This is a genomic window from Cellulosimicrobium protaetiae (assembly GCF_009708005.2).
Lineage (GTDB): Bacteria > Actinomycetota > Actinomycetes > Actinomycetales > Cellulomonadaceae > Cellulosimicrobium > Cellulosimicrobium protaetiae.
Map to the genome: position 1 here is coordinate 4,158,209 of NZ_CP052757.1, position 12,937 is coordinate 4,171,145.

At 75.2% G+C, this 12,937-nt stretch carries 13 protein-coding genes; 8 read left to right on the top strand and 5 right to left on the bottom strand.

The genetic code is table 11. From position 1 onward, the window contains the following. Window positions 1-360: 360 nt before the first annotated feature. On the bottom strand, window positions 361-1,401 hold the full coding sequence (locus FIC82_RS17885; protein WP_168732064.1) for a LacI family DNA-binding transcriptional regulator: 1,041 nt from the start codon (window positions 1,399-1,401) through the stop codon (window positions 361-363). 136 nt (window positions 1,402-1,537) lie between these two features. Between FIC82_RS17885 and uxaC the strand changes: the two genes are divergently transcribed. The 4 genes from uxaC to FIC82_RS17905 all read left to right on the top strand — a co-directional run bounded on the left by uxaC (window position 1,538) and on the right by FIC82_RS17905 (window position 5,168). After that, window positions 1,538-3,040: a glucuronate isomerase gene (gene uxaC / locus FIC82_RS17890; RefSeq protein ID WP_253691264.1), complete on the top strand. Its 1,503-nt coding sequence runs from the start codon at window positions 1,538-1,540 to the stop codon at window positions 3,038-3,040. Between the two features lie 259 nt (window positions 3,041-3,299). Further along, the gene (locus tag FIC82_RS17895; RefSeq protein WP_154799383.1) at window positions 3,300-3,470 is read left to right on the top strand and encodes a hypothetical protein; all 171 of its coding nucleotides are present in this window, start codon (window positions 3,300-3,302) and stop codon (window positions 3,468-3,470) included. Further along, window positions 3,470-3,826 (top strand): YciI family protein, encoded by a 357-nt coding sequence (locus tag FIC82_RS17900; protein WP_154799384.1) that lies wholly within the window; start codon window positions 3,470-3,472, stop codon window positions 3,824-3,826. Before FIC82_RS17895 ends, FIC82_RS17900 begins: the two co-directional genes overlap by 1 nt. A gap of 10 nt (window positions 3,827-3,836) precedes the next feature. Continuing rightward, a complete protein-coding gene (locus FIC82_RS17905; RefSeq protein ID WP_168732065.1) occupies window positions 3,837-5,168 on the top strand; it encodes an RNA polymerase sigma factor in 1,332 nt (443 codons plus the stop codon). 131 nt (window positions 5,169-5,299) lie between these two features. On the opposite strand, the gene FIC82_RS17910 is transcribed toward FIC82_RS17905, so the two are convergent. After that, window positions 5,300-6,043: a FadR/GntR family transcriptional regulator gene (locus FIC82_RS17910; protein ID WP_168732066.1), complete on the bottom strand. Its 744-nt coding sequence runs from the start codon at window positions 6,041-6,043 to the stop codon at window positions 5,300-5,302. Between the two features lie 175 nt (window positions 6,044-6,218). Here FIC82_RS17910 and FIC82_RS17915 point away from each other — a divergent pair, with 175 nt between their 5' ends. From FIC82_RS17915 to FIC82_RS17925, 3 genes are read left to right on the top strand one after another with little or no spacing between them, the layout of a single operon-like run. Next, window positions 6,219-7,013, top strand: coding sequence for a (Fe-S)-binding protein (locus tag FIC82_RS17915; RefSeq protein WP_154799385.1), 795 nt, complete (start codon window positions 6,219-6,221; stop codon window positions 7,011-7,013). Then, on the top strand, window positions 7,010-8,737 hold the full coding sequence (locus FIC82_RS17920) for a LutB/LldF family L-lactate oxidation iron-sulfur protein (protein ID WP_171445718.1): 1,728 nt from the start codon (window positions 7,010-7,012) through the stop codon (window positions 8,735-8,737). Before FIC82_RS17915 ends, FIC82_RS17920 begins: the two co-directional genes overlap by 4 nt. Further along, entirely contained in the window at window positions 8,734-9,417 is a 684-nt protein-coding gene (locus tag FIC82_RS17925) for a LutC/YkgG family protein (RefSeq protein WP_154799386.1), read from the top strand. Before FIC82_RS17920 ends, FIC82_RS17925 begins: the two co-directional genes overlap by 4 nt. A gap of 85 nt (window positions 9,418-9,502) precedes the next feature. On the opposite strand, the gene FIC82_RS17930 is transcribed toward FIC82_RS17925, so the two are convergent. Next, window positions 9,503-10,192 (bottom strand): NUDIX hydrolase, encoded by a 690-nt coding sequence (locus FIC82_RS17930; RefSeq protein WP_253691265.1) that lies wholly within the window; start codon window positions 10,190-10,192, stop codon window positions 9,503-9,505. 228 nt (window positions 10,193-10,420) lie between these two features. Between FIC82_RS17930 and FIC82_RS17935 the strand changes: the two genes are divergently transcribed. Beyond that, window positions 10,421-11,134, top strand: a complete 714-nt coding sequence (locus FIC82_RS17935) for a uridine kinase family protein (protein WP_336240110.1) — start codon at window positions 10,421-10,423, stop codon at window positions 11,132-11,134. Between the two features lie 24 nt (window positions 11,135-11,158). On the opposite strand, the gene FIC82_RS17940 is transcribed toward FIC82_RS17935, so the two are convergent. Continuing rightward, window positions 11,159-11,716: a hypothetical protein gene (locus tag FIC82_RS17940; RefSeq protein WP_154799387.1), complete on the bottom strand. Its 558-nt coding sequence runs from the start codon at window positions 11,714-11,716 to the stop codon at window positions 11,159-11,161. A gap of 162 nt (window positions 11,717-11,878) precedes the next feature. Then, window positions 11,879-12,766: a methyltransferase gene (locus FIC82_RS17945; protein WP_168732067.1), complete on the bottom strand. Its 888-nt coding sequence runs from the start codon at window positions 12,764-12,766 to the stop codon at window positions 11,879-11,881. Window positions 12,767-12,937: the final 171 nt, after the last annotated feature.

Below are 12,937 nucleotides of genomic sequence, written 5' to 3' on the forward strand. Positions count from 1 at the left end.
CGGACCCGGGGTCGTCCCACGCGCCACCCGGCGCGCGAGGCGGCCCCGGGTCCGTCGTCCGCCGAGGTAGAACCCTGGTACCGCGAGATAGAACCGTGGTCACGCGAGGTAGAACCGTGGTCGTGCCCGACGGCGCATGGTTGCGTTGGGTGGTCGAGGTGAGTGGTGGTGCCGCGTCTACCATCCGCCGCTCGTTCCTCGCGGCTCCCGCCAAGCCCGCCACGACGCGGCACCACCACTCACCCCGACCGGCGTCGTCTCGCCCTGGTCGGTCCTCAGCCGGGCGGCCGCAAGCCCGCCACTCGCATGACCAGGGGCCTACCTCGGCAGACCACGGTTCTACCTCGGCAGACCAGGGGTCTACCTCGGGGGGACCGAGAGCTCGCTGGTGGGGGCGAGGGTCGTGGAGTCGCGGACCACGAGCTCGACCGGGAGGACGTCGTCCGGTGACGCCGTGGGAGCGGCCGCGGGGTCGCCGTCGGACCCGCTCGGTCGGCGTGTGCCGAGCACCGCGACCAGGCGGTCGACGGCGCGGGCGCCGAGGCGCGCGAGGTCGGTGCGGACCGTGGTGAGCGGGGGCGTCGCGAGGGTCGCGACGAACGTGTCGTCGAACCCGACCACGCTGAGGTCGCGCGGGACGTCGACCCCGCGCTCGCGCAGGCGCGCGACGAGGCCGAGGGCGACGAGGTCGTTGTAGGCGAGGACCGCCGTCGCGCCCGACGCGACGACGAGGTCGGCGGCGGCGCGGCCGCCCTCGACCCGAGGGCGGAACGACCCGACGGTCACGGTCTCGACGTCCGGGTAGCGCTCGCGGGCGGCGTCGAGGCCCGCGCGGCGCCGCGCGTCCGACCACGACCGGTCGGGCCCGCCGACGTACGCGACGCGGCGGTGGCCCAGCGCGCGCAGGTGCTCGACGGCGAGGACGACGCCGTGCGCGTCGTCGGAGGAGACGGACGGGACGCCGTCATGACGGAGGTTGACGAGCACGACGGGGGCGTCGCGCGCGGCCTCCAGGTCCGCCTCGGCCGCGCGCGGGGAGCACAGCACGAGCCCGTCCGTCTGGGACCGCAGCCCGGTCACGAGCTCGGTCTCGAGCGCGGGGTCCTCCCCCGCGTCGACGACGAAGACGGCGTGGCCGGTCTGGCGTGCCCGCGCCTGCACGCCCTTGGTCACGGACGCGAAGTAGGGGTTCTCCAGGTCGGGCACCACGAGCCCGAGGGCTCCGGTCCGTCCGGCGCGCAGCCCGCTCGCGGCGCGGTTGGGCCGGTACCCGAGACGGTTCGCGACGGCGACGACGCGGTCGCGCGTCTCGGGGGCGACCCGCTCGGGCTCGGCGAGGGCGCGCGAGACCGTGGAGATCGACACCCCGCTCTCGCGGGCGACGTCACGGACGGTGACCACGGCTGCCTCCTCGGCGCTCGGGGCCCCGCGGGGAGAACCGGGGCTGCGAACGATTGTAGCGCTCGGCGACGGAACACCATCGGAGTACCGATGACGTAGGATGCAAACGTTCGCAACGACGCCTCTGGAGGAACCCGTGACGAGCACGGCCCACCTGGACCCGACCACCGCGACGGCGCCGTGGTCCCTGCACCCCGACCGCGCGCTCCCCGCCGACCCCGTGCTCCGACCGCTCGCCCGCGAGGTCTACGCCGCGACGCGCGACCTGCCGATCGTCTCGATGCACGGCCACGTCGACGTCGCGCTGTTCGCCGACGACACCCCGTTCGGTGACCCCGCCGCGCTGTTCGTCACGCCCGACCACTACCTCGTGCGCATGCTCGTCGCCCAGAGCACGTCTCCGCACGGGTCGCCGGGCGTGCGCGGCGTGCAGGACCTCGGGGTCGAGCCGCTGCCCGGTGCCCCCTCCGGCACCGCCCCCGCCGAGACGAACCCGCGCGAGATCTGGCGCCGGTTCTGCGCGGGCTGGCACCTGTTCCGCGGCACCCCGACGCGCTACTGGACCGAGCACGCGCTCGTCGAGGTCTTCGGCGCCCCGGTGAGGCCGTCGGCCGAGACCGCGGACGCGCTGTACGACCACCTGGTCGACCGCCTCGCGCGCCCCGAGTACCGCCCGCGCGCGCTGTTCGAGCGGTTCGGCCTCGAGCTCCTCGCGACGACCGACCCCGCGCAGTCCCCGCTGGCCGACCATGCGCGCCTCGCGGCGGACGGCTGGGGCGAGCGCGTCGTGCCGACGTTCCGCCCCGACCCGCTGCTGCACGTCGACCGCGCCGACTGGGCCGCGCAGGTGGCCGAGCTCGGCGCGGCCGCGGGGACGGACGTCGTCGACTACCGGTCCTACCTCGACGCGCTCCGCGCCCGCCGTGCCGAGTTCGTCGCGGCAGGAGCCCGCGCGACCGACCACGGCCACCTGACGGCCGACACCACCCCGCTCGACGACGCCGACGCCGCCCGCATCCTCGACCGCGCGCTGCGCGGCGAGGTCACGGCGGCCGAGGCGCGGGCGTTCTCCGCGCACATGCTCTTCCAGATGGCCGCGATGTCGGCCGAGGACGGGCTCGTCCTGCAGCTCCACCCCGGCGTCCTGCGCGACCACTGCGCCGGCATCGCGCAGGCCTACGGGCCCGACAAGGGCTACGACATCCCCGAGCGCACCGAGTACGTGCGCGCGCTGCGCCCCGTCCTCGAGGCGTTCGGCCACCACCCGGGCTTCCGCATGATCGCGTTCACCGTCGACGAGGACACGTTCTCGCGCGAGCTCGCGCCGCTCGCCGGCGTCTACCCGGCGCTGCGGCTCGGCGCCCCGTGGTGGTTCCTCGACACCCCCGACGGCATGCGCCGCTTCCGCGAGGCCGCGACCGACTCCGCGGGCTTCTACAACACGAGCGGGTTCGTCGACGACACGCGCGCGTTCTGCTCCATCCCGGCGCGCCACGACCTCGCGCGCCGCATCGACGCGGGCCACCTCGCCCGTCTCGTCGCCGAGCACTGCCTCGACCTCGACGAGGCGGTCGAGACCGCCGTCGACCTCGCCTACCACCTGCCGAAGGCGTCCTACCCCACCCCCGCCCCCCGCTGAGTGCGGAAATTTGCTGTTCGAGAGCCGTCTGGACTGCAGATACCCCGCACTCACGCTTGAGACGGTCCCCGGAGAGACCCGTGACCACCCCGGATCGCGGTGAGGCCCGCCGCGCGGGCGCGTCGCCGACCCCTCCACGCCCGCCCCAGTTGGCCTGACCGGCACCAGAAAACTCGTCGGCGCGACGTGTCGATCTCGCAGCCCGGGCTTCGTCGTCCTGGTGAGCGGCCGCACGGGCCGCACCGACGGAGGAGGCACGATGCGATTTCTGGAGACGATCCTCGCGGCGAACCGGGAGCAGCCGCCGGAGCTCGCGCGCTACCGTGACGGACGGCGCAGCGTCGGCGACGGGATCGACGTCGCCGACGTGGTGCTCTACGGGACGACGGTGCTCCGCCGGCCCGCGACGACGAGGGCGGAGGACCTCTGATGCGCTACCTGATGCTCGTGCTCGGCACGCCGCACGACCCTGACCTGCGCCCCGAGGAGTTCGAGGCGGCGCCCCCGATCGAGGAGTGGGTCGGGCGCCACTACGGCAGCGGCGCCGCCGTGGTCGGCGACCGGCTACGACCGGCGGAGGACGCCGTCGGCGTCCGGGTGCGCGGCGGCAAGGTCCTCGTCACCGACGGGCCGTTCTCCGAGACCAAGGAGACGATCGCCGGGTTCGACGTCCTCGAGGCGCCCGACCTGGACACCGCGATCGCCATCGCGTCCGAGCACCCCATGGCGTACGGCGGGGCGATCGAGCTGCACCCGGCCTGGCCGCTCGACCTCGACGGGTCGTGACTCGTCGGTCGTGACGGACCCGAGCCGCGCCGTCGAGGACGCGTTCCGCACCGAGTGGGGACGCGTCCTCGGCGCGGTCGCGCGCAGCACGGGCGACCTCGACCTTGCCGAGGAGTCCGCGCAGGAGGCGTTCGCGACCGCGCTGCGCACGTGGGGCCGCGACGGCGTCCCCGAGCGGCCCGGCGCCTGGCTCACGACGACGGCCCGCCGGCACGCGATCGACGTCCTCCGACGGCGCCGGGTCGAGGCCGACCGGGTCGCCGCGTCGGGACGCCTGGGCGAGCGCGTCGACCCGGGTCCCCGCGACGGCAGCCCCACCGCCGACCCCGTCGTCGAGCAGGTCGCCGTCGGCCTCGACGACGACGCGTGGGTACTCGACGACCCTGACGGCGACCTCCTGCGCCTGCTGTTCACGTGCTGCCACCCGGCCCTGCCCGTCGAGGCCCGGGTCGCGCTCACCCTGCGGTCGCTGACCGGCATGACGACCGCCCAGGTGGCACGCGCCTTCCTCGTCCCCGAGGCGACGATGGCGCAGCGCCTCGTCCGGGCCAAGCGCCGCATCCGCGCGACGGGTATCACGTTCCGCGTGCCGCCCGCAGAGCTCCGGGCGGAGCGCGTCGACGGCGTCCTCGCCGTCCTGTACGTGCTCTTCACGGAGGGCTATGACGCCTGGGCGGAGCCTGCCGACGTGGTCGAGGGATCGGCCGAACGGCGCGCGCTCGCCGACGTCGCCGTCCGGCTCGCGCGCCTGGCCGCGCGGCTGCTCGACGACGAGCCCGAGGCCCGCGGGCTGCTCGCCCTCTTGTTGCTCCAGCACGCCCGCCGGGACGAGCGCGTCGACCGGGACGGCTCGACGCGGACCCTCGCCGAGCAGGACCGCGCGCGCTGGCGCCGCGACGAGATCGCCGAGGGCGTGGCCGAGCTCGAGGTGGCGCTCGCCGTCGGCCGCCCCGGGCCCTACCAGGTGCAGGCCGCCGTCGCGGCCCTGCACGACGAGGCCCCCGACGCCGCCGCGACCGACTGGCCGCAGATCCTCGGTCTGTACGACGTGCTGCTCGACCTCACGGACTCACCGGTCGTGGCGCTCAACCGCGCGGTCGCGGTCGCCGAGGTGCACGGCGCGGACGCCGGCCTGGCCGCGCTCGACGCCATCGCCGCCGAGCCCACGCTCGCGGGGTACCACCTGCTGCCTGCCGTCCGGGCGGAGCTGCTCGTGCGCGCCGGACGGCCCGCAGAGGCCGCCGTCGAGCTGCGCCGCGCCCTGACGCTCGTCGATCGCGAGGGCGACCGCCGCCTCCTGGAACGCCGCCTGGCAGCCCTGCATCCCGCGAGATCACCCTAGCCGTCGCGAGATCGACCCACCGAGGGTCGATCTCGAACGCTCAGGCCGATCTCGCGGGACCCTGGATCGACCGTCACGCCCCGAACATGGCGCGGCGACGCACGCCCGCAGCGCGTCACCGCGGGTGGCCCTCATTGGCCCGTCTCGGCGTAGAAGCCCTCGATGTGGGCGCGGACCTCGCACGCCGCGCGCTCGCCGTCGCCCGCGGCCACGGCCTCGAGGACCGTGCGGTGCTCGGCACGCAGGCGTGCCGCCGTCCGCTCCCAGGACGGCAGGTCCGCGCTCCCCGCGGCGACGTACGACTCGATCGCGCCGCGCAGCCCGGTCATGACCGCCTCGACGAGCGGGTTGCCCGCGAGCCGCACGAGGAGCACGTGGAACGACGCGTCGAGCTCGCGGAACCCGTCGGCCGCGAGCGCCGGGTCGTCCATGCGGTCGAGCAGCGCGCGCGCCGCGGCGAGCGCCTCGGCGACCTCGGGCGTGCCCGGCCCCGGGTCGGCCCCCCGCTCGCCGGTGCCCTGCGCGGCGACGACCCGCTCGGCTGCCGCGCCGGCGGCCCACGTCTCGAGGAGCACGCGCGTCTCGACCACGTCGCGCACGGCGAGCGTCCCCGACGCGACGTGCAGCCGCACGGCCGCCCCGAGGCCGGCGGCGGGCCGGTCGACGACGGTCGCCCCGGCGTCGGGCCCGGACCCTACGGCGGTGCGCACGATGCCCATGGCCTCGAGGACGCGGATCGCCTCGCGGACCGAGGGGCGCGAGACGCCGAGCTCCTCGGCGAGCGCGCGCTCGGCCGGGAGCCGCTCGCCGAGCGCCCAGCGGCCCGCGGCGAGGTCCGCCTCGATGCGGGCGAGGACGCGTTCGTGGGTGCGCACCCGCCCAGGGTAGGCGACCTCGCGGCACTGTGGTCAGACCACATGCGGTCGCGTGGTCTACAGTGGACGATCTGTGGTCAGACCACAGCCGCGGCGCCTCACCGCGGCGGTCTCGGCAGGCGGCGCGGACGCGGCCCGGCGAGACTGGACCGACTCGCCCTCCCCCGGAGCAACGATGCGCATAGCCCTCACCGCGACCTGCATCGGCGACGTGATGTTCCCCCAGGCACCGCGCGCCACCGCCCTCCTCCTCGAGCGCCTCGGGCACGAGGTGTTCTTCCCCGAGCGCCAGACGTGCTGCGGCCAGATGCACGTCAACACCGGCTACCTCGACGAGGCGGTCCCCGTCGTGCGCAACCACGTCGAGGCCTTCTCCCCCGTGCTCGACGGCGAGTGGGACGCCGTCGTCGTCCCGTCCGGGTCGTGCACCGGGTCCGTGCGGCACCAGCAGGGCATGGTGTGCCGACGCGCCGGGCTCGACGAGCTCGCACGCACCGCCGACGCGGTCGCCGCGAAGACGTACGAGCTCTCCGAGCTGCTCGTCGACGTGCTGGGCCTGACCGACGTCGGCGCCTACTTCCCCCACCGCGTCACCTACCACCCGACGTGCCACTCGCTGCGCATGCTCCACGTGGGCGACAAGCCGCTGCGGCTCCTGCGCGCGGTCAAGGGCATCGACCTCGTCGAGCTGCCCGCGGCGGAGGCGTGCTGCGGGTTCGGCGGCACGTTCGCGCTGAAGAACGCCGAGACGTCGACCGCGATGCTCGCCGACAAGATGACGCACGTGAAGTCCACCGGTGCCGAGGTCCTCACCGCGGGCGACGCGTCGTGCCTCATGCACATCGGCGGCGGGCTCTCCCGCATCCGCGCGGGTGTCCGCACGCTGCACCTCGCCGAGATCCTCGCGTCCACCAAGGACGAGCCCGCCCCGGCCGGGACCGGCCCGTCGACGCGCGGAGGTGCCCGGTGAGCCGCACGTTCCTCGGCCTGCCCGTGCGGCGCGGCGCGCGCACCCTGCCCGACGACGTCGCCCGCCCCGGAGGGCACGGCACCTCGGCGGGTGCAGCGGCAGCGTCGGACGCGTTCGGCGACGTGCCGCACCCGGACGCACCGCTGCGCTGGGGCGGGTCGTTCCCCGACGCGGCGCGCGAGGCGCTCCAGAACACCCAGCTCCGCCGCAACCTCGCGCACGCGACCTCGACCATCCGGGCCAAGCGCGCCGCCGTCGTCGGCGAGGTGCCGGACTGGGAGGCGCTGCGCGACGCGGGCTCCGCCATCAAGACCGACGTCATGGCGCGCCTGCCCGAGCTCCTCGAGGAGCTGGAGCGCAACGTCGTGGCGCGCGGCGGCGTCGTGCACTGGGCGCGCGACGCGGACGAGGCGAACCGGATCGTCGCGGACCTGGTCCGGGCCAAGGGTGTCGACGAGGTCGTCAAGGTGAAGTCCATGGCGACGCAGGAGATCGGGCTGAACGAGGCGCTCGCCGCGGAGGGGATCGCCGCATACGAGACCGACCTCGCCGAGCTCATCGTCCAGCTCGCCGACGATATGCCGTCGCACATCCTCGTGCCCGCCATCCACCGCAACCGGGCGGAGATCCGCGAGATCTTCCTCGCCCGGATGGGCGACGCCCCGCCCGACCTGTCCGACGTGCCGCGCGAGCTCGCGATGGCCGCGCGCGCCCACCTGCGCCGCAAGTTCCTCTCCGCGAAGGTCGCGATCAGCGGCGCGAACTTCGGCGTCGCGGACACGGGGACGCTCACGGTCGTCGAGTCCGAGGGGAACGGGCGCATGTGCCTCACGCTCCCCGAGACGCTCATCACCGTCATGGGGATCGAGAAGGTCGTGCCCACGTACACCGACCTCGAGGTGTTCCTCCAGCTCCTGCCGCGCTCGTCCACCGGGGAGCGCATGAACCCGTACACCTCCCTGTGGACGGGCGTCACGCCCGGCGACGGCCCGCAGGAGTTCCACCTCGTGCTGCTCGACAACGGCCGCACCGACGTCCTCGCCGACGAGGTCGGACGGGCCGCGCTGCACTGCATCCGCTGCTCCGCGTGCCTCAACGTGTGCCCGGTGTACGAGCGCGTCGGGGGCCACGCGTACGGGTCGGTGTACCCCGGCCCGATCGGCGCCATCCTCACGCCGCAGCTCACCAAGTCCTCCGGCGGGCTGTCCGGCCACCACGACCCGAACGCGTCCCTCCCCTACGCCTCGACGCTGTGCGGCGCGTGCTACGACGTGTGCCCCGTGAAGATCGACATCCCGTCGATCCTCGTCGAGCTCCGGGCCCGCGAGGTCGACGCCGACCGCGGCCGCCCCACCGGCTGGGGCGCCGCCATGAAGGCCGCGTCGTACGTCATGTCCGACGCGCGGCGGTTCGAGCTCGCAGAGAAGGCGGCGGGACTGGGGCGCGTGGTCGCCGGATCGGAGGGCCGGATCTCGACCCTCCCGCCGCCCGCGTCCGCGTGGACCCGCTCACGCGACCTCCCGGCCCCCGCGAGTCAGACCTTCCGCGACTGGTGGCGCACCCGCCCCGCCCCCACCGCCCCGCCCGCCGACCCCGGGATCCCTCCCCGAAATGGGGCTGCGGAGAGGAACAACCCAGGGTTCGCCGAACCCGGGATCACTCCTCAGGATGAGCCCTTGCTGGGGGACGACCCCGGGTTCGGCGAGAAGGGCGAGGGCCGATGAGCGCGCGCGACGACGTCCTCGGCCGCGTCCGCGCCGCGCTCGGCGGGTCGACGACGACCGGCTCGGCGGCGTCCGGCTCCGTCCCGCGGGCGTACCGCGAGCGCGGCGACCTCGCGCCCGGGTCGCCGGAGGCCGTAGACGTCCTCGTCGATCGGCTCGTCGACTACCGGGCGCACGTACACGTGGCCGCCACCCCCGGCGAGGTGGCGGCGATCGTCGGCGACCTGCTCGCGGACGCCACGTCCGTCGTCGTGCCGCCCGAGCTTGACACCGCGTGGCTGGGCGCGCTGGGCGCCGGGAGCGCCGTCGTGCCCGATGCACGCGACGACCCGCGCACTCCCGACGAGCTCGATCAGGTGGACGCCGTCGTCACCGCGGCGCGCGTGGCGATCGCCGACACCGGGACGATCGTGCTCGACGGCGAGCCCGACCAGGGGCGCCGCGCGATCACGCTCGTCCCCGACCTGCACGTGTGCGTGGTGCGCACCGACCAGGTCGTGGGGACGGCCCCGGAGGCCGTGCGGCTGCTCGCCGCACACCCGGAGCGACCGCAGACGTGGATCAGCGGCCCCAGCGCGACGAGCGACATCGAGCTCTCCCGCGTCGAGGGCGTCCACGGCCCGCGCACCCTGCACGTGGTCCTCACCCCGCCGAGGGAGAACCGTAGTCGCGCGAGGTAGAACCGTGGTGGCGCGAGGGAGAACCGTGGTGGCGCGAGGGAGAACCGTCGTCGCGACCACGGTTCTCCCTCGGCGAACCAGCGTTCTACCTCGCGGGGAGTCCTGCCCGACGGCGGTGGCGCACCTCGGCGAGGACCGTCGCCAGGCGGGCGGTGAAGTCTGGCGGCGTGCCGGGCGGCAGCGCGTCGACCGGGAACCAGGCGACGTCCTCGCTCTCGTCGCTCACGACCGGGCGTGCGTCCGGGTCGGCGAACGCGACGAACCCGACGTCCCAGTGCGTGCGGCACGTGCCGAACGCGGCAGCGAGGTCGTGCCGGTGCACGTCGACCGGGGCAGCAGGCACGGTGTCGATACGGGACGCGGCGTCCGTGCAGGGCGCGGCGTCCGTGTCGACGGACAGCTCCGGGTCCGGGTCGAACGGGACGAGGTCGGCGATCCCGCTCTCCTCGCGCGCCTCGCGGTAGGCAGACCCGGCGAGCGTCGTGTCGCCCGGCTCGGTGTGGCCGCCCACCTGGACCCAGAACTGACCCTTGCGGTGGAAGCAGAGCAGGACGCGGTCCAGGTCCGGGCTGAGCACGAAGCAGCTCGCCGTGAGGTGCTGCGGGCCGCCTTCGCGTCGGACGGCGTCGGCGCGCGCGCCGGAGTCGTCATCGCCGCGGACGAACGCGCGGTACTCGGCCGCGAGCGCCGCCTGCCGGTCGTCGGCCGGCTCCCACCGGTCGAGGCGGGCGAGGGCGTCACGGGCGAGCAGTGCGGCGGGGTCGAGAGCGGTCACCGGGGAAGGCTACGCGGGCCGGGTGCGCGCGCCCGCACGGTGACGGCCGTCCACCGTCGGCGACCGTTGCACCGTCGAGCGACCGATGCGCTGGCGCGCGAGCGATGCACTGGCGCGCGAGCGAAGCACCACGGAGTGCGTCGTTCGACCGGGAGCGCGCCGCTCGGTGGTGGGAGCGAGGTCCGTCGTGGGGGCGCCGGGTTCCACGCGCTGCGAGAATGGTGTCCCGTGAGCGACCCTCAGCACCACGACGGACTCCCGGTCGAGGCCGGACCCGGTCCCGGTCTGGAGACCGACGACTCGGGCGCGGACCCGGCCCTCTTCGACCTCCCGCCGGGCTCGCGCGAGGTGCCGACGCGCATCGTGCTCCTCACGGGTGCGTCCGGCTCCGGCAAGACGTCGCTCACGCGGCGCCTCGGCCTCCCGGTCGTCGCGCTCGACGACTTCTACCTCGACCACGACCATCCCAACCTGCCCCAGCGCTTCGGCATCGTAGACTGGGACGACCCGCGCTCGTGGAACGCCACGGATGCCGTCGCGGCGCTCGTGGACCTGGCTCGCACGGGGCACGCGGACGTGCCGGTCTACGACATCCCGACGTCGACGCGCACGGGGATGACCCACCTCGACGTCACGGGTTCGCGCGTCGTGCTCGCGGAGGGCATCTTCGCGGCGGAGATCGTCGCCGCGCTGCGAGCCGAGGACGTGCTCGCCGACGCGATCTGCCTGCGCCGCAACCGTCTGGTGACGTTCTGGTTCCGCCTCCTGCGTGACCTCGCGGAGATGCGCAAGCCGCCGCCCACGCTGTTCCGGCGCGGATGGGCGCTGCTGCGGGCCGAGCCGGGATTCGTGCGGCACTGGGAGTCGCTGGGCTGCCGCGCGCTCACGCCCGCGCAGGCCGAGAAGGAGATCCGCGCGCTCCTGCGGCCGTCCTCGGCGTAGGCGTCACGCCCGCGGGTCGGCGACCTAGACCGTCGCGACCGACGGCCCGCCGCACTCGGCCCCGAAGTCACCGGTCGTCGGCAGGAACTCCGGATCCACCTCGCGCTCGACGACGACGTCACCCGACGCGAGCTCCACGACGCGCACGACGATCGGCCCGACCGGGCCGTTCAGCGCGGAGCCCGTCCAGTCGCCTCGCGACGGTTCGGCCTGCGGGTCCTCCCTCGTCGGCTCGGGCGACGTCCCGGCGGCTTCGGGCGGGTCCGGCGAGGCCGGCTGGACCGGCTGGACCGGCTGGACCGGCTGGACCGGCGCGATCGTCGTGGGGACCGGCTCCGGCCCGGGCTGGATCGTGCCGTCGCGTACGAGTCCGCACGTCTCCACACCGACGCAGCTCACGACGACACCGTAGGCGTCCCGGTCCTGCCAGGAGTCGTCGAGCCGGACCTCGAGGCGTGCCACGTAGCCGATCGCGGGGCACGCGGTGACCAGGCCACCCGGGCCACCGCACGCGGGCAGCACGGCGACGAACAGCGCCGCGGCGAGTCCGTGCGGACGCCGTCGTCCTCGTCGGTCACTCATGATCGGCTTCCCCTCCGCGGGCCGGCACGTCCTCCGTGACGCCCACGTCCAAGCCTGTGTCGCGTGAGGCTGGATCCTTGCTCCGAGACCTGCGCGTCTACCCGCGGGACCTGCCGAGAAGGGGATCGTGGCCCCGGATCGACACTGCTCCCGGGCTACGTCTCACGTCTTGGCGGGGAGGGTCCCGACGACGATCGTCGCGCCGATCTCCTCGTCCCGGACGACGCGCGCGACCAGCCCGGCGCGCTCGAGCACCGCGACGGCGCCCGCCGACTGCCGCTCGCCCGACTCGGTGAGCAGGTGACCGCCGGGCGCGAGCCACTCCGGCGCCTCGGTCGCCACCCGGCGCAGCACCTCCAGCCCGTCGCCCCCGCCGTCGAGCGCGACGTGGGCCTCGTGGTCGCGCGCCTCGCGCGGCAGGAACGGGATCTCGCCCGTCGGGACGTACGGGACGTTGGCGAGCAGCAGGTCGACGCGTCCCCGGAGCGCGACGGGCAGCGGGCCGAACAGGTCGCCCTCGTGGGCGGTGCCGCCGACGGCGGCGACGTTGCGCGCGGCGCACGCGACGGCGGCCGGGTCCACGTCCGTGGCGTGCAGCTCGATGTCGGCCAGGCCGCCGAGGTCCGTCGCCGTCGCGAGCCCGAGCGCCCCCGCACCGCAGCACAGGTCGACCACGACCACCCGCGAACCCTCGGGGCCGTCGTCGGGCGCGTTCCCCGGCGCGTCGTCGGGGATGTCGTCGAGCGCGTCGTCGTGCAGCGCGACCGCACCCGCGGTCCGGCGCCCGAGCGCGGCCGCCTCGTCGACGAGCAGCGCGGTGCGCTGGCGGGGCACGAAGACCCCGGGGTCGACGGCGACGCGGAGCCCGTGGAAGTCGACGTACCCGAGCACGTGCTCGAGAGGCTCGCCCGCGACGCGGCGCGCGACGAGCGCCTCGAGGTGCGCGTCGTCGTCTGACCGCTCGGCGAGGAGCGCGGCCTCGTCCTCCGCGAAGACGCACCCGGCGGCGCGCAGGCGGAGGGTGATGTCGTCGAGTCGGCTCGGGTCCACGTCCGGACGGTACCCCGTGCCGTGCCTCGACGGGCAGGCGTCGGCGCGCGTCCCGGCGCCGCCCCGCTGCTCGCCCGAGCACTCGCCGAAGAGGCGGACCCCGTCGCCGCACGAGACCGACCCGCACGTCCGCGATCGACCCTCCGGAGGTCGACCGGGACGCGCGGGCCG

Bases quoted from the DNA above. Each gene is read 5' to 3' on its own strand.
- FIC82_RS17915 (WP_154799385.1), top strand. From the start codon at position 6,219: ATGCGCATAGCCCTCACCGCGACCTGCATCGGCGACGTGATGTTCCCC.
- FIC82_RS17895 (WP_154799383.1), top strand. From the start codon at position 3,300: ATGCGATTTCTGGAGACGATCCTCGCGGCGAACCGGGAGCAGCCGCCG.
- FIC82_RS17925 (WP_154799386.1), top strand. From the start codon at position 8,734: ATGAGCGCGCGCGACGACGTCCTCGGCCGCGTCCGCGCCGCGCTCGGC.
- FIC82_RS17940 (WP_154799387.1), bottom strand. From the start codon at position 11,716: ATGAGTGACCGACGAGGACGACGGCGTCCGCACGGACTCGCCGCGGCG.
- FIC82_RS17900 (WP_154799384.1), top strand. From the start codon at position 3,470: ATGCGCTACCTGATGCTCGTGCTCGGCACGCCGCACGACCCTGACCTG.